General features: G+C 67.3%; 19 protein-coding genes. 8 read left to right on the top strand and 11 right to left on the bottom strand.

Going from position 1 to position 17549, the window contains the following annotated elements; all coding sequences use genetic code 11:
- Positions 1 to 6: 6 nt before the first annotated feature.
- Complete coding sequence (locus tag DKG74_RS01335) at positions 7 to 390, top strand: hypothetical protein (RefSeq protein WP_207779193.1); 384 nt, start codon at positions 7 to 9, stop codon at positions 388 to 390.
- A 135-nt stretch (positions 391 to 525) separates the two neighbouring features.
- Here DKG74_RS01335 and DKG74_RS01340 read toward each other — a convergent pair whose 3' ends face one another.
- Entirely contained in the window at positions 526 to 1668 is a 1143-nt protein-coding gene (locus DKG74_RS01340; protein ID WP_109901814.1) for a hypothetical protein, read from the bottom strand.
- A 144-nt stretch (positions 1669 to 1812) separates the two neighbouring features.
- Between DKG74_RS01340 and DKG74_RS01345 the strand changes: the two genes are divergently transcribed.
- Positions 1813 to 2613, top strand: a complete 801-nt coding sequence (locus tag DKG74_RS01345) for a M48 family metallopeptidase (protein ID WP_165837472.1) — start codon at positions 1813 to 1815, stop codon at positions 2611 to 2613.
- 132 nt (positions 2614 to 2745) lie between these two features.
- Here the strand turns inward: DKG74_RS01345 and DKG74_RS01350 are convergent, their stop codons facing one another.
- The 6 genes from DKG74_RS01350 to purC form a co-directional block, all read right to left on the bottom strand.
- Positions 2746 to 2982, bottom strand: coding sequence for a BolA family protein (locus tag DKG74_RS01350; RefSeq protein ID WP_109901818.1), 237 nt, complete (start codon positions 2980 to 2982; stop codon positions 2746 to 2748).
- A 32-nt stretch (positions 2983 to 3014) separates the two neighbouring features.
- A complete protein-coding gene (locus DKG74_RS01355; RefSeq protein WP_109902615.1) occupies positions 3015 to 3857 on the bottom strand; it encodes a transglutaminase-like domain-containing protein in 843 nt (280 codons plus the stop codon).
- 87 nt (positions 3858 to 3944) lie between these two features.
- Positions 3945 to 6140, bottom strand: a complete 2196-nt coding sequence (purL, locus tag DKG74_RS01360) for a phosphoribosylformylglycinamidine synthase subunit PurL (protein ID WP_109901820.1) — start codon at positions 6138 to 6140, stop codon at positions 3945 to 3947.
- The gene (purQ, locus tag DKG74_RS01365) at positions 6140 to 6832 is read right to left on the bottom strand and encodes a phosphoribosylformylglycinamidine synthase subunit PurQ (RefSeq protein ID WP_109901822.1); all 693 of its coding nucleotides are present in this window, start codon (positions 6830 to 6832) and stop codon (positions 6140 to 6142) included. Before purQ ends, purL begins: the two co-directional genes overlap by 1 nt.
- A gap of 2 nt (positions 6833 to 6834) precedes the next feature.
- Positions 6835 to 7074 carry a phosphoribosylformylglycinamidine synthase subunit PurS gene (purS, locus tag DKG74_RS01370; RefSeq protein WP_109901824.1) on the bottom strand — a complete coding sequence of 80 codons (240 nt, stop codon included), beginning with the start codon at positions 7072 to 7074 and terminating at the stop codon, positions 6835 to 6837.
- 146 nt (positions 7075 to 7220) lie between these two features.
- Positions 7221 to 7985 carry a phosphoribosylaminoimidazolesuccinocarboxamide synthase gene (gene purC / locus DKG74_RS01375; RefSeq protein ID WP_109901826.1) on the bottom strand — a complete coding sequence of 255 codons (765 nt, stop codon included), beginning with the start codon at positions 7983 to 7985 and terminating at the stop codon, positions 7221 to 7223.
- Between the two features lie 235 nt (positions 7986 to 8220).
- Between purC and DKG74_RS01380 the strand changes: the two genes are divergently transcribed.
- From DKG74_RS01380 to DKG74_RS01390, 3 genes are all read left to right on the top strand, one after another.
- The gene (locus tag DKG74_RS01380) at positions 8221 to 8535 is read left to right on the top strand and encodes a DUF1476 domain-containing protein (RefSeq protein ID WP_109901828.1); all 315 of its coding nucleotides are present in this window, start codon (positions 8221 to 8223) and stop codon (positions 8533 to 8535) included.
- Positions 8532 to 9005 carry a GNAT family N-acetyltransferase gene (locus DKG74_RS01385; protein WP_109901830.1) on the top strand — a complete coding sequence of 158 codons (474 nt, stop codon included), beginning with the start codon at positions 8532 to 8534 and terminating at the stop codon, positions 9003 to 9005. The genes DKG74_RS01380 and DKG74_RS01385 overlap by 4 nt, the downstream gene beginning before the upstream one ends.
- An 84-nt stretch (positions 9006 to 9089) precedes the next feature.
- Positions 9090 to 9488: a DUF2306 domain-containing protein gene (locus DKG74_RS01390; protein ID WP_109901832.1), complete on the top strand. Its 399-nt coding sequence runs from the start codon at positions 9090 to 9092 to the stop codon at positions 9486 to 9488.
- A gap of 18 nt (positions 9489 to 9506) precedes the next feature.
- Here DKG74_RS01390 and DKG74_RS01395 read toward each other — a convergent pair whose 3' ends face one another.
- Positions 9507 to 9692, bottom strand: coding sequence for a hypothetical protein (locus DKG74_RS01395; RefSeq protein WP_109901834.1), 186 nt, complete (start codon positions 9690 to 9692; stop codon positions 9507 to 9509).
- 187 nt (positions 9693 to 9879) lie between these two features.
- Between DKG74_RS01395 and DKG74_RS01400 the strand changes: the two genes are divergently transcribed.
- Both DKG74_RS01400 and DKG74_RS01405 read left to right on the top strand, forming a co-directional pair.
- Entirely contained in the window at positions 9880 to 11073 is a 1194-nt protein-coding gene (locus DKG74_RS01400) for an MFS transporter (protein WP_109901836.1), read from the top strand.
- Between the two features lie 99 nt (positions 11074 to 11172).
- Complete coding sequence (locus DKG74_RS01405; RefSeq protein WP_109901838.1) at positions 11173 to 11799, top strand: glutathione S-transferase family protein; 627 nt, start codon at positions 11173 to 11175, stop codon at positions 11797 to 11799.
- A gap of 21 nt (positions 11800 to 11820) precedes the next feature.
- Here DKG74_RS01405 and purB read toward each other — a convergent pair whose 3' ends face one another.
- Complete coding sequence (gene purB / locus DKG74_RS01410) at positions 11821 to 13119, bottom strand: adenylosuccinate lyase (protein ID WP_109901840.1); 1299 nt, start codon at positions 13117 to 13119, stop codon at positions 11821 to 11823.
- A gap of 162 nt (positions 13120 to 13281) precedes the next feature.
- Here purB and DKG74_RS01415 point away from each other — a divergent pair, with 162 nt between their 5' ends.
- The gene (locus tag DKG74_RS01415; RefSeq protein ID WP_165837473.1) at positions 13282 to 13698 is read left to right on the top strand and encodes a PaaI family thioesterase; all 417 of its coding nucleotides are present in this window, start codon (positions 13282 to 13284) and stop codon (positions 13696 to 13698) included.
- Between the two features lie 24 nt (positions 13699 to 13722).
- Here the strand turns inward: DKG74_RS01415 and DKG74_RS21605 are convergent, their stop codons facing one another.
- Positions 13723 to 13896: a hypothetical protein gene (locus DKG74_RS21605; protein WP_165837474.1), complete on the bottom strand. Its 174-nt coding sequence runs from the start codon at positions 13894 to 13896 to the stop codon at positions 13723 to 13725.
- Between the two features lie 131 nt (positions 13897 to 14027).
- Positions 14028 to 17537, bottom strand: a complete 3510-nt coding sequence (locus tag DKG74_RS01420; protein WP_133251461.1) for a class I SAM-dependent DNA methyltransferase — start codon at positions 17535 to 17537, stop codon at positions 14028 to 14030.
- Between the last annotated feature and the right edge of the window lie 12 nt (positions 17538 to 17549).

Genomic DNA, 17549 nt, shown 5'->3' on the forward strand with positions numbered 1-17549 from the left:
GAAAGGGTGGCGCTGTTCTTCGATGCAGCCTGGTTCGATCAGCGCCTGCGGGTGCTCGGCCTCGGCCGGGCGTCAATCGGCGCCGTCCTTCATATCCCCGACGAAGCGGTCGATGACCTGTTCAAGGACCAGCGCGAGTTGAAACCGCTGGAGGTCGCGACCCTTGCCGCGCTGCTGGCGGTGCCGGCGGCGGAGCTGGCCAAACGGGCCGGCGTCGGCACCAGCGCGGAGCCGGAAGCCCCGGCCGCCCCCTTCGACGAGCGCATGGAGGCGGTCGAGCAGGCCATGGCCCGGCTCGAGGAACGGATGCACCGGATCGAGGATCTGTTGACCCGCGCCGTCGACACCACCCGGGCGCTCCGCGCCGACCTCGCGGCCGGCGCCGACTAGCGCCTCGAGAAGGGGAACATTCGTCGCCCCGGCGAAGGCCGGGGTCTTTGGACGAGAAAGGCACCTTCGCCTGTCCAAGATCCCAGCCTGCGCTGGGATGACGACAAGGCAAGGGGCCCGGCCGGCGCCGACGGACTACTTCTTCTGCACCGTGAGGCTCTTCGCCGTGATCACGATGTCGACGTCATGCGCCTTGCCATCCGGCCCGGCCTCGAGTGCGACCATCATGCCATTCGTCGTGAAGATCGGCGGGTCGCTGGTGGGCACCCCGCCGAGGGGCACGGTGTTCAGCGCGGTGTATTTGTCCTTGCCGGTCCATTTCAGGACCGTGGCATAACCCTTCCGCGTTTCGCCCTCGAGCAGGACGAAGATCAGGACGATGTCGTCCTTCTTGTCGCCGGTCACATCCTTGGGCAGGGCGACGGCATAGCCGACGCCGGCCTTGCGTTTCTTTGCCTCGGCCGAGATGGCGTCCTGAATCGCGGCGGCGGTCGCCGTCGGCGGCTCCGCAGCCGCGGGGGCAGGCGCGGGCGCGGGTTCTGCCGCGGCCGCTGGCGCCGGGGCGGGCGTGGGCGTGGGGGACGGGACCGGTGTCGCCCCCGGCGCATTGTCGAAGGTGGAGCCGGCAACGGCGGCTCCGGCCGACGGCTTGGCCGGGGCGGCCGCTGTCGCGGGCGCCACCTCGCGGCGGGCGACCTTGATGTCATTGGCCTCGGCGCAATGATCGAGCGCCTTGATCACCTGATCGGAGCCGGCGAGATCCAGCGCCTCGGACCGGAACTTCAACTGGTTCGAGCCGATGATGACCTTTTTGCCCCGGGCGAAGATTTCAAAGAGTTTGTCGCCCTCGGGCGAGGGCAGGGGGGCGCTCATGATTGAGGTCGGATCATAGGCGGACCCGGGAAGGCGCAAGGGCTGCCGCTCATCGACCGAGAAGCCGAAATCCATGGTGGTGCCTTCCCTCACCTGCAGCGCCGGCCGGCCGAACAGCAACCCGCGGCCCTTCTCGCCGAGGATGAGGCCGAGGCGGTCGCCGTTCGGATAGGTCCGCGTCGCGACGCAGAGCGCCTCGCTGGTGCCGGGCAGGCGGAACACGTCGAGCGACCAGTCGCCGAGGGCGAAGCTTTCCGCCTGCTGGGGCGCGGCCAGCGGGGCGGGCAGCGGGGCGGGCAGCGGGGCGGGCAGCGAATCCTGGGCGAAAGCGGGTGCCACCACGCCGAGACCGGCAAGAACAAGCGCGGACCCGGCGAGACCGGAAAGGGTGCGGAAAAAGCTCAAGGGACGACTCGCGGCGAAGCTGTTTCGATCTGTCGATCCGCGAGCATAGCCAATATTATGGCGCAATCATGGGGTAAACGCATGAGTCCGTGCCGGCGCTGAAGTCCGGTCCGGTTCATGTCTGCGGAGAAGCGGGGATTGCCGATGGTCATGTGCTTTGGTCTGTGCTGTTCGATGTCGCGCCGCGGCTTCCTCGCCGTCGCCGCATCGGCGGGTCTGGCCGGCTGCACCACCGTCGGCCGCAGTTTCGAGCCGAATGATTCCGATCTGAACCGCATGGGCCTCCAGGCCTGGTCCGAGCTCAAGGCCAAGGAAAAGGTTTCCGGCAGCGCCAAGGGGCGGGATCAGGTGGCGCGGGTCTCGCGCCGGGTGGTCGACGCTTCCGGTCTCGGCCGGGCTTACAATTGGGAATTCGCCCTGTTCGACGATCCGCAGATCAACGCCTTCGCCCTGCCGGGCGGCAAGGTCGGGGTCTATCAGGGCCTTCTCAACATCATCGGCAGCGACGATCAGCTGGCGGCCGTGATCGGCCACGAGGTCACCCATGTCCAGCGCCGCCACGCCGCCCAGCGCATCGGCACCCAGAAGGCCGGCCAGCTCGGCGTCCAGCTCGCCCAGGTCGGCCTCGGCCTTGGCGGTGTGCAGGGCGCGGACCAGATCGCCGGCCTGATCGGCGCCGGCGTCTCCTATGGCGTCATCCTGCCCTTCTCGCGCGATCAGGAATATGAGGCGGATGCCGGCGGCCTGACCACCATGGCCAAGGCCGGTTACGACCCCCACGCCGCGGTCAGCCTGTGGCAGCGCATGGCGGCCCAGAAGGGCGCCAACGGCAAACCCCTCGAATTCGCCTCCACTCACCCCTCGGACGCCAACCGCATCCAGCGCCTGCAACAGCAGATCCCGGCCGCGATGCCACTTTACGAGGCCGCCAAGGCGCGGGCCTAAGGGGGGCGCTTGGTTCTGCACGAGATCCCGACCTTCGCCGGGATGACGATTTAAGGGAGCGAGGCGAAGATAAATTCAGTTGTCGTTCCGGCGCAGGCCGGAACCTCGGCCCGGATGAGGCGCGTTCGCCGATTACTCCGCCGGGGCCTGGGTCTGGAGGGCGAGGGCGTGGAGGTCGCCGCCCATGGCGCCGCGCAGGGCCTTGTAGACCATCTGGTGCTGCTGCACCCGGCTCTTGCCCTTGAAGGCGGTGGAGGTGACCTGGGCGGCGTAGTGGTCGCCGTCGCCGCGCAGGTCCTCGATCACGACGACGGCATCGGGAAAGGCCGCCTCGATCAGGCTCTTGATCTGTCCCGCTTCCATCGCCATCGCCGTCACTCCTGAATCGCGTCTGCCCGACGCTAGCTCATCGCCCGGATCGGCTCAACCGGGCGCCGCTCGATCACTTCCTCGGTCACGACCTTGAAACCGGCGAGGGTATGGAAGCCGAAGCTGCTGCTGAGCGGCACGTCGGCCGCGTCGCGCCCGCGCCCCATCAGGATGCGGCCGATGCGCGGCTTCACATGGCGGGCATCGACGGCGTGCCAGCGACCGCCCAGGAAGACCTCGAACCAGGCGCTGAAATCCATCGGGGTGTCTTCCGCCGGCACGCCGATATCGCCGAGATAGCCGGTGCAATAGCGCGCCGGCACATTCATGCAGCGGCAGAAGGTGATGGCGAGATGCTGGAAATCGCGGCAGACGCCGGTCTTCTCGTTGTAGGCGTCGATGGCGGATTTGGTCGCCCTCGTCTTCAGATAGTCGAATTTCAGATGGTTCTGCACGAATTCGAGGATGGCGAGCACGCGGGGCCAGCCTTCCTTCGTCTTGCCGAACAGCGACCAGGCGAGGTTCGACATGCGGTCGGTCTCGCAATAGCGGCTGCCCTGGAGGTAGACCATGGTCTCGTCGGGCAGTTCCTGCACGGGGATCTGCGGCGCGTCGACGGGCTGGACCTCGGGCTTGCCGCTGTCCTCGATCAGGGTGGTGCAGGTCAGGCGCAGCTTGCCCTTGGGCGCCATCAGCCGGGCGCAGCGGTTGCCGAAACCGTCGTAATAGTAGTGCAGGGGCAGCAGCGGCTCGGTCTTGATCTCGTCGGGCTCGAGCAGGTCGCCCATGCGCGAGGCATGGATGTTCAGCATCAGCACCATCGGCGTCGGATGGGGCAGGTGATAGCTGATGTCATATCCGAGACGAATTTTCACGCCCGTCTCCTTCTTGCTGTTGCTCTCGAAAAGAAAACGCGGGGGGACCGGGTCCGATCCCCCCGCGCCGGACATGCCAGACCCTCGTCAGGAGGCCATGTAGCGGGGCAGCCAGCCTTCATGGGCGTCGCGCAGCGCCGCGAGGGTCGCCTTGTGACCGCCATCGACCGAGATAACATCGCCGCCGGTGGTGCCGATCACCTGCAGCGACACGCCCGCCGCCTTCGCCTGATCGACGATGCTTTCCACCCGGTCGACGACGACCGAGATCAGATAGCGGCCCTGGTCTTCGCCGAACCAGAAGGCGTGCAGGGGGGCGTCGGTTTCCGGCGTCGCCAGCGTGGCGCCGATGCCGCCGGCCAGCGCCATTTCGGCGACGGCGACAAGGAGGCCGCCATCGGCGACATCGTGGCAGGTGACGACTTCGCCATGGCGGATCAAGCCGCGCACGAAATCGCCGTTGCGCTTTTCGGCGGCAAGGTCGACCGGCGGCGGCGCGCCATCTTCCCGGCCCGCGAGATCGCGCAGGTAGATCGAGGCGCCCAGCCAGCCCTCGGTCTCGCCGACGAGCAGCAGGGTCTCGCCCGCCGCCTTGAAGCGGATCGAGGCGGAGCGGGTGTAATCCTCGAGGAGGCCGATGCCGCCGATAGCCGGGGTCGGCTGCACGCCGGTGCCCATGGTCTCGTTGTAGAGCGAGACATTGCCCGAAACGACCGGATAGTCGAGGGCGAGGCAGGCCTCGGACATGCCTTCGATGGCGCCGACGAACTGACCCATGATGTTCGGCCGCTGCGGGTTGCCGAAATTCATGCAGTCGGTGATGGCGAGGGGCAGGCCGCCGGTCGCGGTGATGTTGCGATAGGTCTCGACCACCGCCTGCTTGCCGCCCTCGACCGGGTCGGCGAAGCAGTAGCGCGGGGTGCAGTCGGTGGTGATGGCGAGGCCCTTGGTGGCGTGATCGCGCACGCGGACGACCGCGGCGTCGCCGCCCGGCCTGACGATGGTGTCGCCGCCGACCAGATGGTCGTATTGCTCGACGATCCAGCGTTTTGAACACAGGTCGGGCGTGCCCAGCATCTTGACCAGCGCCGCGCCGAGATCGTTCGCCGCCGGTACATCGGCGGCGAGAACCTTCGCCGGCTTCGGCGTCGGCACCCACGGTCGGTCATAGAGCGGGGCTTCGTCGGTCAGCGGCGCGACCGGTATGTCGCCCACCACCTCGCCCCGGTGCTTCAGCACGAGATGGCCGGTGTCGGTCACCTTGCCGATCACGGCGAAGTCGAGGCCCCATTTCTCGAAGATGGCCCGCGCCGCGTCTTCCCGACCCGGCTTCAGGATCATCAGCATCCGCTCCTGCGACTCCGAGAGCATCATCTCGTAAGCCGTCATGTGGGTTTCGCGCTGGGGCACGTCGTCGAGCACCAGTTCGAGACCGACGCCGCCCTTCGAGGCCATCTCGACCGAGGATGAGGTGAGGCCGGCCGCGCCCATGTCCTGGATCGCGACGATGGCGTCGCCCGCCATCAGTTCGAGGCAGGCCTCGAGCAGCAGCTTCTCGACGAAGGGATCGCCGACCTGCACGGTCGGGCGCTTCTCTTCCGATTTCTCGTCGAATTCGGCCGAGGCCATGGTGGCGCCATGGATGCCGTCGCGCCCGGTCTTCGAGCCGACGTAAACGACCGGATTGCCGATGCCCGCCGCCGCCGAATAGAAGATCTTGTCGGTATGGGCGATGCCCACCGTCATGGCGTTGACGAGGATGTTGCCGTCATAGGCCGGGTGGAAGGTGCATTCGCCGCCGACGTTCGGAATGCCCATGCAATTGCCATAGCCGCCGATGCCGGCGACGACGCCGGAGACGAGATGCTTCGTCTTCGGATGCTCGGGCGAGCCGAAGCGCAAGGGGTCGAGAATGGCGATCGGCCGCGCGCCCATGGTGAAGACATCGCGCAGGATGCCGCCAACGCCGGTCGCCGCGCCCTGATAGGGCTCGATATAGGACGGGTGGTTGTGGCTTTCCATCTTGAAGATGGCGGCGAGGCCATCGCCGATGTCGACGACGCCGGCATTCTCGCCCGGGCCGCAGATCACCTGCGGACCCTTGGTCGGCAGCTTCTTCAGATGGATGCGCGAGGACTTGTAGGAACAATGTTCCGACCACATGACCGAGAAGATGCCAAGCTCGGTCAGATTGGGCTCGCGGCCCATGATGGCGAGGACGTGTTCGTATTCGTCGGGGGCGAGGCCATGCTCGGCGACGATTTCGGGCGTGATCTTGGTCATTACGCGAGCGCCTTGGCCAGACTGTCGAACAGGAGGGCGCCGTCGGTTCCACCGACCACCGTCTCCGTCATGTTTTCCGGGTGCGGCATCATGCCGAGCACGTTGCGCTTTTCGTTCAGCACGCCGGCGATGTTGCGGATGGCGCCATTGGGCGAGGCTTCGGGCGCGATCTCGCCCGCCTCGGTGCAATAGCGGAAGGCGACGCGGCCTTCGCCCTCGAGGCGCTTCAGCGTCTCGTCGTCGGCGAAGTAATTGCCTTCGGCATGGGCGACCGGCACGCGGATCACCTGGCCCGGCAGGTAGCTGCCGGTGAAGGCGCTGTCCGTCGTCTCGACCTTCAGATGAACGTCGCGGCAGACGAAGCGCAGCGAGGCGTTGCGCATCAGGACGCCGGGCACGAGGCCGGTCTCGGCCAGGATCTGGAAGCCGTTGCAGATGCCGATGACATGGCCGCCGCGCGCCGCGTGATCCTTCACCGCCCGCATGATCGGGGACAGCGAGGCCATGGCGCCGCAGCGCAGGTAATCGCCATAGGAAAAGCCGCCGGGCAGGACGACGAGATCGGTGCCCGCGGGCAGCTCGGTGTCACCGTGCCAGACATAGGCCGGGGTGGTGTAGGACGCCCTTTTCAGGGCGAGGGCGACATCCCGTTCGCGATTGGAGCCGGGGAAGACGACGACGGCCGCCTTCATGGTCACACCAGCTCGATCGTGTAGTTCTCGATCACGGTGTTGGCGAGCAGCTTTTCGCACATCGCCTTCACCTGTTCCCTGGCCTTGCCGGCATCGGTCTCGGCCAGCTCCAACTCGAGGAACTTGCCCTGGCGGACGTCCTCGACGCCGCCGAAACCGAGGGAGCCGAGGGCATGGGCGATCGCCTTGCCTTGGGGGTCGAGAACGCCATGTTTCAGGGTGACGTGGACGCGGGCTTTCACGGGATCACCTATCGAAGATCACATCGAACGATCTGGATGCGTCACCCCGGCGAGGGCCGGGGTCTTTCGACGATACGGCTGAAAAGCCAGTCCCGGCGAGATTCCGGCCTTCGCCGGAATGACGCGAATATTGTGGGATGCAGGGGTTACTGCATCACCTCGGGGCCCTTCATGTCGCGCGGGCCGCCTTCCGGCAGGATACCGAGGCGACGGGCGACTTCCTGATAGGCTTCGGCGGTGCCGCCGAGATCGCGACGGAAGCGGTCCTTGTCCAGCTTCTCGTTGGTGCGGATGTCCCACAGGCGGCAATTGTCCGGGCTGATCTCGTCGGCGAGCACGATGCGCATCTCGTCGTTCTGCCACAGACGGCCGAATTCCATCTTGAAGTCGACGAGACGGATGCCGACGCCCAGGAACAGGCCGACGAGGAAGTCGTTGACGCGCAGCGCCAGCGCCAGAATGTCGTCGATGTCCTGGGGCGAGGCCCAGCCGAAGGCGGTGATATGCTCTTCGGTCACCATCGGGTCGTTCAGCTCGTCGGCCTTGTAGAAGAACTCGACGATCGAACGCGGCAGCTGGGTGCCTTCCGGAATGCCGAGACGGGTCGACAGCGAGCCGGCGGCGACATTGCGCACGACGACCTCGAGCGGAATGATCTCCACTTCCTTGATCAGCTGTTCGCGCATGTTCAGCCGGCGGATGAAATGCGTCGGAACACCGATCTCGTTGAGGAGGGTCATGATATATTCGGAGATGCGGTTGTTGATCACGCCCTTGCCCGTGACCGTGCCCTTCTTCTGATTGTTGAAGGCGGTTGCATCGTCCTTGAAATACTGCACCAGGGTGCCAGGCTCGGGCCCTTCGTAAAGGATCTTGGCCTTGCCCTCGTAGATCTGCTTGCGGCGGCTCATGAGTGATATAGTCCTCTGGCGGGGCCGGGGGCCTCGGGCCAGTCGAAAAACGAAGCCGGCGCGGTCAAGCCCCTAGGGCTCCGCGCGAAGCGGGACCATACAGGACGTTGCCGCCATAAACAATGCGGCGATCATCCTCATTTCGGAGGGCCGACAGGCCTTGCCAAGCAAGGGTGTGATCGACTTATATCCGCAATAACCGGACACACCGACAAGTTTTGCCGAGGAACAGACGATGGCCAGCTTCAATGACCGCGAGAAGGGCTTCGAGGCCAAGTTCGCCCACGACGAAGACAAGCGCTTCCGCGCCGTCGCGCGCCGGAACAAGCTGCTCGGCCTGTGGGCGGCGGAAAAGCTCGGTCTTTCGGGCGAGGCGGCGGATGCCTATGCCAAGGAAGTCGTGGTCGCCGATTTTGTCGAGGCCGGGGACGAGGACGTGATCCGCAAGGTTCTGTCCGACTTCATCGCCAAGGGCGTGGTGCTGACCGATCGCCATATCCGCATGGAAATCGAATCGCTCAACAACAAGGTCCTGGCCGAGATCGAATGACCGGCGGCCACGCCAAGATCTCGGTCGAGGCGCCCGATCAGCCGGATGTGATCCCGCTGATTCGGGCGCTCGACGCCTTTCACAGCGAGCTTTACCCGGCCGAGAGCAATCATTTCCTCGACATCGAGGCGATGAAGTCGGAACGGGTTACCTTTGTCGTCGTCCGGCTGGAAGGCATGGCGGTCGGCTGCGGCGCGCTGGCGCGCGATCCTGCCGGATTCGCCGAAATCAAGCGCATGTATCTGGCGCCGGCGGCGCGGGGCCGTGGCCTCGGCCGGCACCTGCTGCAATTCCTGCTGAGCTGCGCCGACGACGAGGGCCTGACCCCGGTACGGCTCGAAACCGGCATCCACAATGCCGAGGCGCTCAGTCTCTACCGCTCGCTCGGCTTCATCGAGCGCGGACCCTTCGGCGCTTATGGCGTCGATCCCAACAGCGTGTTCATGGAACGGAAAGTGCCCCTGCGCTGATCCGCCCGCTTCGGCGGATTGGACGAGGGCGACGGGGCTTCGCATGGGGCATGATCGTCCCATCCGATCGGGATGGGGGGAATCATGTCGCTAGAGCCGTTGCTGACCGCATCCGGGGCCATCCAGTTTCACGTCGTGGCCGCCCTGCTGGCGCTCGGCGTCGGCCTCGGCATCCTGCTCGGGCCGAAGGGCACGGTGCCGCATCGGGCCATGGGCTGGCTCTGGGCGTTGCTGATGGTGGCGGTCGCCGTCGGCTCGTTCTGGATTCACGAACTGAAGATCGTCGGGGATTTCAGCCCCATCCATCTTCTGTCGATCGCCACCCTGGCCGGCCTGCCGGTCCTGATCCTGGCCGCGCGTCGCCACGACCTGCGCCGGCACCGGCGCATGGTCTACACGCTCTATTTCGCGGCGCTGGTCGCGGCCGGGCTGTTTGCCTTCATGCCCGGCCGGATCATGTCCCGCGTCGTCTTCGGCGGCTGAACGACCGCCGACGGCAACTCAGCGGACGGATTCGTCCGCGAAGATCACGACGCCGGTGGCGCCGCCGGCACCGCCCGAATAGACCGCCTGCACCAGGCGAAGCTCGCGCTTCTTCTGCTGCGGCTGGGGCGCGACGACCTGCGCGGCCGGGGCGGCGGCGGTCGGGGCGGCAGTGGCGATGACGGTGGCGGCGAGGGGGCTCATGATCGGGCTCGATGGTTGGCTGACGTTATCGTCACGGGAGATAATGCAGCTTCCCCGGGTTTTGATCCGTGTCCGTCGTCACAGCTTCGTCACTGTTGCGTAAAAGTGACAATGACATGCGTCGGCCGCAAGGGGCCGTGCAGTGGCGGCCGCTATTCCGACTGTTCCGGTCGGTTATCATGGCGGCATGACCGACCAGACGATCGCGCGGCCCCGGGCGGGCCAGGGGCTGTTCCTCGCAATGGCCATCGGCTGCGGCATCGCCGTGGCCAATCTCTATTACAATCAGCCGCTGCTGGCGCTGATGGCGGCCGATCTCGGGGTCTCCCCGGCCTCCATCGGCCTGGTGCCGACCGCGACCCAGATCGGCTATGCCCTCGGCCTGCTGTTCCTGGTGCCGCTGGGCGACATGTTCGACCGTCGGCGCCTGATCCTGCTGCAGTCGGTCGTGCTCGGTCTCGCGCTGGCCGTGATGGCGGTGGCGCCCGGCTTCGCCATTGTCATCGCTGCCTCCGTCGTCATCGGCATCGCCGCGACCATCGCGCAACAGATCATCCCCTTCGCCGCCGCCCTCGCCGACGACAGCAGCCGGGGCCGGGTGCTTGGCCTTGTCATGGCGGGTCTATTGGGCGGCATCCTGCTCGCCCGGACCTTTTCCGGCTTCGTCGGCGAATATTTCGGCTGGCGCGCGACCTACGTCGCTGCAGTCGCCCTGACCCTCGGCCTGGGGCTGATGTCGGCGCGGGTGTTGCCGCGTGGCCTCGCTCCGGCGGGCCGCGGTCTTGGCTATGGCGCGCTGATGGCCTCGGTCGCCGATGTCGCGCGGCGGCACCCGCTGCTGGTGAAATCATCGCTGGTCCAGGCCTGCCAGTTCGCCTGTTTCTCCGCCTTCTGGTCGACCCTCGCGCTCTATCTCGAAGGGCCGGAATTCCATCTCGGCGCCGATGTCGCCGGCCTGTTCGGCGCGCTCGCCGTGATCGGCGTTCTGGCCGCGCCGCTGGCCGGGCGCCTGTCGGACCGGCGGGGGCCGTCGCTCGTCATCACCGTCGGCCTTGCCTGCGTCGCGGTCAGTTTCCTTGGCTTCGCCGCGTTGCCGGGAATTGCCGTGCTGGTGGTCGGGGTGGTGCTGTTCGATTTCGGCGTGCAGCTGTCGATGGTCGCCCATCAGGCCCGCATCTTCGCGCTGGAGCCGGCGGCGCGCAGCCGGATCAACACGGTGTTCATGACCAGCCTGTTCACCTCGGGCGCGATTTCCTCCACGGTGGCCAGCGCCGCCTTCGCCTCGGGCGGCTGGGTCATGGTGGCGCTGTTCGGTCTTGGGGTTTCCGCCCTCGGTCTCGCGATCCATCTTCTGTGGCGGCCGGCCGACGGCGTGCGCTGAAAACCGCCACCCCCGGCACGAGTGGTTGAGCCGGCCGGGGCCGACGCGCTACAACAACGTCTCGATCGAGCCGGAAACCGGCCATCAGGGGAGAGAGACGTGAAATTGTATCATTGTGCCGGGGCGCGTTCCTTCCGGCCGCTGTGGGCGCTCGAGGAAATGGGGCTCGACTTCGAGTTCGAGCTGATGGATTTCCCGCCGCGCTTTTCCCGCCCGGGCTATCTCGACATCAATCCGCTGGGCACGGTGCCGGCCTTTACCGACGGTCCCGTGCTGATGACGGAATCGAGCGCAATCTGCCAGTATCTCGGCACGAAATACGGCCCGACCGACCTTACCGTCGGCGTCGACGAGCCGGATTACGGCCGTTACCTGAATTTCCTCTTCATGTCGGATGCGACGCTGACCTTCCCGCAGACCATCGTGCTGCGCTACACCGCGCTCGAGCCCGAGGAACGGCGTCTGCCGCAGGCGGCGGCGGACTACGCCCAGTGGTTCGCCTCGCGCCTGCGCGGCGCGCTGAAGCTGATGGGGCCGGACTATGCCTGCGCCGGGCGCTTTACCATGGCGGATATCGCCGTCGGCTATGCCATCAAGCTCGCCGGCCTGATCGGCCTCGATCAGGCGCTGACGCCGGAAGCCCGGGCTTACTACGCCCGCATCACCGACCGCCCGGCCTTCGCCCGGGCGGAAGCGTGGGAGGCGGGACGGGCGATCGCGACCTGATCGCCCGTCGCGGTCACGGTCTTACGCCGCGCCGAAGACGCGGCGGAAGATCGTGTCGACATGCTTGGTGTGATAGTCGAGGTTGAACAGGCTCTCCAGCTCCGCGTCCGACAGGGCCGAGGTCACCTTGGGGTCGGCCTTCAGGAAGTCGAGGAAGGCGCCTTCGCCGCGCCACACCCGCATGGCGTTTTCCTGCACGATGCGATAGCTGTCCTCGCGCGAGACGCCCTTCTGCGTGAGGGCCAGCAGCACGCGCTGGGAATGGACGACGCCGCCGAGGCGGTCGAGGTTGCGCTGCATGTTCTCGGGATAGATCACCAGCCCGTCCATCATCGAGGTCAGGCGGGCCAGCGCGAAGTCGAGATGCACGGTGGCGTCCGGGCCGATGCCGCGCTCGACCGAGGAGTGCGAGATATCCCGCTCGTGCCACAGGGCGACATTCTCGAAGGCCGGCGTCGCGGCCGAGCGGACGAGACGGGCGAGGCCGGTCAGGTTTTCCGACAGGACCGGGTTGCGCTTGTGCGGCATGGCCGACGAGCCCTTCTGGCCCTTGGTGAAGGCTTCCTCGGCCTCCAGCACCTCGGTGCGCTGCAGGTGGCGGACTTCGGTCGCGAGGCGCTCGATCGACGAGGCGACGACGGCGAGGGCGGCGAAGAAGGCGGCGTGGCGGTCGCGCGGGATGACCTGGGTCGAGACCGGCTCGATCTCGAGGCCCATCTTGGCGGCGACATATTCCTCGACGCTGGGATCGACATTGGCGAAGGTGCCGACCGCGCCCGAAATGGCGCAGGTGGCGATTTCCTTGCGGGCGGCGACGAGGCGCTCGCGGCCGCGGGCGAATTCGGCGAAGGCCTGCGCCATCTTCAGGCCGAAGGTGGTCGGCTCGGCATGGATGCCGTGGCTGCGGCCGATGCAGACAGTGTATTTATGCTCGAAGGCGCGGCGCCTGATCACCGTCAGCAGGGCGTCGACATCCTCGATCAGGATATCGGCGGCGCGGGCGAGCTGCACCGCGAGACAGGTATCGAGCACGTCCGACGAGGTCATGCCCTGATGCATGAAGCGGGCTTCCGGCCCGACATGCTCGGAAACCGAGGTCAGGAAGGCGATGACGTCGTGCTTCACCTCGCGCTCGATCTCGTCGATCCGCTCGACGTCGAAGGCGCCGCGCTCCCAGATCGCCTTGGCCGCGTCGGCCGGCACGATGCCGAGGCCGACCATGGCATCGGCGGCATGGGCCTCGATCTCGAACCAGATGCGGAAGCGCGCCTCCGGGGTCCAGAGATCGGCCATCTTTGCGCGGGTATAGCGGGGGATCATGGTGCTCGTGCCTGACTGGTGATGCTGGATGGCCCGTCAATAGAAGCGGGCGCCGGTCATGGCAAGCGCGTTTTCCGCCGTCCGATGTTGCGGTGCGGTAAAACCGGCTGCTAGACTTGCGCCATGGTTGCCCTGCTTGCCGATCCCCCGCCGGATCCCCCGTTGGCCTCGCGTCTCGAGGCCGCCTTCGCCCGCCAGCCCTTCGTGGCCCTGCTGGGCATTCGCCTGACCCTGGTCGAGCCGGGCCATGTGGTGATGGAGATGGCGCCCCAGCCGCAGCTGACGCAGCAACTGGGCGCGCTTCATGCCGGGGTGACGACGACGCTGGCCGATACGGCGGCGGGTTTCGCCGCGATGACCCTGCTGGACGAGGGGGACGATCTCGTCTCGGTCGAATTCAAGGTCAATCTGATGGCGCCGGGGCGCGGCCGGCATTTTCGCGCCGACGCAAGGGTCCTGAAGGCGGGGCGCACCCTGACCACGGTCGAGGCGCGCGCACAAGCCCTGCAGGACGACGGGCAATGGACGGACTATGCCGTCTTTCTCGGCACCATGATCACGGTGCGGCCCAGGGGCTGACGCCCCCGGGACTTGCCCCTGACCTTAGTGACGATGATGGCGGCGGTGCCGGGCGTGGGCGAAGACGCCACTGCGGTCGAGCGCGCGCAGCGCCATCACCGACAGCACGACCATGATGGCGAGGGCGGCGACATGTTCCATGCCGACCCACCAGTGGGTGCCTTCATACCAGCCCGTGGGCAGAGCGTTCATGTCCATCAGCGTAGCTCCGATACATTCGTGACAACCATTGGACGGCAAAAAGCTTAACCGCGCATTGATCTTCCTCACACATCGGGGGCGGAAGGGGCGGCTTCAAGATCGCCGCTTCCACCGCATGGCGGCCATTCTCAGCGCGCGAGGAAATAGCGCCCGCCGTCGCCCCGCAGCTGGCCGTGGATCGTCATCACCTCCAGCAACTCCGCCACCCGCGCGCGCCGGCCCCGGCCGCCGGTGAAGCCCGCCGACAATGTGTCGACGGAAACCGGCGCGCCGTGGCGATGCAGGGCATCATGCACCAGGCGGATCTGGTCGGGCAGGCGCCCGGGCCAGGGGGGCAGGGGACCGGTGGGCAGGGGGGCGGCGGCCAGCGGAACCTCGATGCCGGCTTCCACCTGTTCGGCCGCCCCGCCTTCGGCGAAACGCGGACGCTGGAATTCGGGCCGCAGCCAGCGCACCTCGCCGCGCCGCTCTTCCACCTGCCGCGCGCCGTTCAGCGCGATGAGCCGCTCGAGGATGTCGGCTTCGTCCAGCGCGGCGGGCCAGCCATAGGCCTCGGCGACCGCGCCGTCGATCTCGTCGTGCAGCTGTCGCAGGATGGAGACGAGGCCGGCCTCGTGCACCGCCCGCTCCTGCGCCGTCAGCGGCTCTGCCCCCGGATCGGCGTCGAGGGCGCGCAGCCGATCCAGCTGATTGTAAAGCCCGGTCATGGTCAGGCCGGGATGGGCCGCCAGACGCTCCTTGCGGAAGGCATCCAGCCGCTCGCCGAGCGAGCGCAGGCGCGTCCGCGCGGCGGCGCTCAACACGGGAAAGGGGAAGGGGTCGAAGCAGCGGGTCTTGTTGTAACGGGGATCGTTGCCGACTCCCATACGTCCTCCCGCGGCAAGCGCCCAGACGACATGAATGCGGGAGGACAGAATGGCCAACACCTCGCCTTCGGCGAGCGCGATGGCGACCACCATATTGTCCGGCAGGATTTGGTGGTCCAGGAAAACGAAGGTCCGATGCTTCGCCGTCTCCACCGTGGCGATGTAGCGGGGAAGCGAGGCCAAGGCCTCGCGCAGATCGCCGCGCGGCTTGCCGAACAACCACCATTTGTCGGCGTAGGCGGCACTGTCCTTGGAGGCTTCGCGCTTGGCTTCTCTTTCGGGGCGGACGCGGTCGAGCAGCCTTTGATAAACGGCCGGGAATCTCGTCCGGACCTGATCGGCTGTCAGGCCGAACAGGTCGATTACCATAACGCCCCGAGGTGTCGCGGTGAGATCCCTGCCGTTGCGATAGGGGCGGATGTGGTGCTCCAGCCCGGGCACGGTGCCGAGGCCGAGGCGCGCGGCGGCCTCGTCTGGGGTGACGATGAAACCGGCACCATGGAGTTTCACACCCGGGCTGCACAGGCCCTGGCTGGCGCGCAGGGGCAGAGCCCTCGACAGGTCGGCGCCGATGGAGAGGTTGGCCCTGATCGCGCCCCGCCGCTCGGTCAAGTTCACCTGCGGCTTGTCGGTGGCGAGGTCGTTTTCCGCCGACACGGTCATCAGCCGTCCCGCCTCGGCGCCGGGGCCGGCGACGGTCATGGCGATGCGGACGGCGGCCTTGTCGGCGCTCTTCAGCCACGGGTGATCGGCGATGGCATAGAGCAGGGAAAGGGCCGGACGGGCGGCCATGTGATGCTCGATCACCCGGCGCGAGAAGGTCTGGGTGATCGAATTGGTGGTGATGAAGCCGAAGCGGCGGATGCGCCCGGCGCGCAGCAATTCGGCCGCGTGATCCCAGAACTGCATGACGAAATCGGCGCCGCCGGGGACATGGGGCCGTACCGCCCAGCAGGCTTCGGCGTAACCGTCGCCGAGTTCGGCGCGCATGTCCTTGCCGGCGATGAAGGGCGGATTGCCGATGACGAATTCCGCCTCGGGCCAGATCGCCGGGCGCGGCCGCAGGTATTGTTCGAGGGGAACGCGGGCGGTTTCGTCCGGTACCTCCTGTCCGATCAGGGGATCGGCACGCATCGTGCGGCCGTCCCAACGGCTGCGCGGCCGGCCGTCGCCGTCCAGCACCGGCACCCTGCCGTCGTGACGCAGGATGGCGTCCTGATGGCGGATATTGTCGAAGGCGCGCAGGATCGGCTCCTCGATGTCGCTGCGGCCACCGGTCCTGATCTGCCACTTGATGTAACCGATCCAGAGCACGAGGTCGGCGATCTGCACCGCCCTTGGATTGAGGTCGAGGCCGAGGAACTGGTGCGGATCGACCATGCGGTCCGACAGGTCGAGCATTTCCTGCGTGTCGCCGAGGTGCAGCAGGTAATCGAGAATTTCCCCTTCGAGGCGCTTCATCAACTCCATCGCGACATAGAGGAAATTGCCCGTGCCGCAGGCGGGGTCCAGCACCCGGACGGCGCAGAGCGCGCGGTGGAATTCACGCACCGCCGCGACCGCCTCCGCCGACTTACCTTCGCTGACCAGGGTCTCGGCCAGAGTCTGGACCTGTTGCCAGTCGCGCCTCAGCGGCTCCAGCACGGTCGGGATCACCAGCCGCTCGACATAGGGCCGGGGGGTGTAATGGGCGCCCAGCCGGTGGCGGTCGCCGGGGTCTAGGGCGCTTTCGAGCAGGGTGCCGAAGATCGCCGGCTCGACCTCGCGCCAGTCACGCGCGGCGGCGTCGCGCAACTCGCGGATATCCCCGGCGTCGAGATCGAGACCCACGGGGTTGCGGAACAGGCCGCCGTTGAAGCGTTTCACCAGCAGGCGGACCGAGGCGGCGAAACCGCCCCGGTCCATCGCCCGCCACAGGTCCTCGACCAGCGGGCGGAAATTCGCCGGGGTCGCCTCGGTCTCGGCCAGCAGGCGGGCGAAAACCCGGTCGGGCAGCAGGCCCGTGTCCTCGGCGAACATGGTGATAAGGCAGCGCATCAGGAATTCGGCGACCGTGCCGGGGGCATGGCCGCGCGCCTCCAGTCGGCGGGCGACGCGGGCCAGCCGGGCCGCGACCTCGGCCGTTACCTCGGCGGCGTGGCGGGCGGGGTCCAGTTCCTCGGGCGCGCGCCACATCAGGCGCAGGCGGGCGCGGATGTCGGGCCGGCGCAGGTCGTCGAGGGCGATGCGGAACTCGCGCCGGTCGGGGAACTGGGCGTAATTCTTGCCTTGACCCGAGAAGTCGGCATAAAGCTCGATCACATGGCCAACGTCGATGACGGCGAGAATGGGCGGCCAGCCGTGATCGCCGGGCAGGGCCTTGGCGTAATCCTCGGCCTGCCGGCGGGCGTTCAGCATGGCGCTGTCCCAGCCCCGCGTGCCGCGCCAGGCGGTGCCGCGCCGTGCGGTCGCCGTCGCGCCAGGGTCGGCCGCCATGGCCTGCCGCTTCGCGCTCTGCTTGCCCTCGATCACGAAACAGCCGCGCTTGTAGAGGTCGATGAAACCGGGCGTGTGGCTGCCATCCGGGTGATGGAAGGTCACCGGGCGCTCGAAAACATAGTCGTTCAGGCGGTTGTCGGCACGAAAGGGCTGGGGCCGGGGCAGGTCCAGCAGGTCGCAGAGGTCGCGCACGAAACTCTGGAAATTGGCGCGCTCGCCGCCGCCGGAGTCGCCCCAGGCCGCGATGAAGGCTTCGATCCGGGCTGCCCCCGCATCGCTCGACAGTTCGTCCACGCCCATCCCCCC

The organism is Zavarzinia aquatilis (genome assembly GCF_003173035.1).
Taxonomy (GTDB): Bacteria; Pseudomonadota; Alphaproteobacteria; order Zavarziniales; family Zavarziniaceae; genus Zavarzinia; species Zavarzinia aquatilis.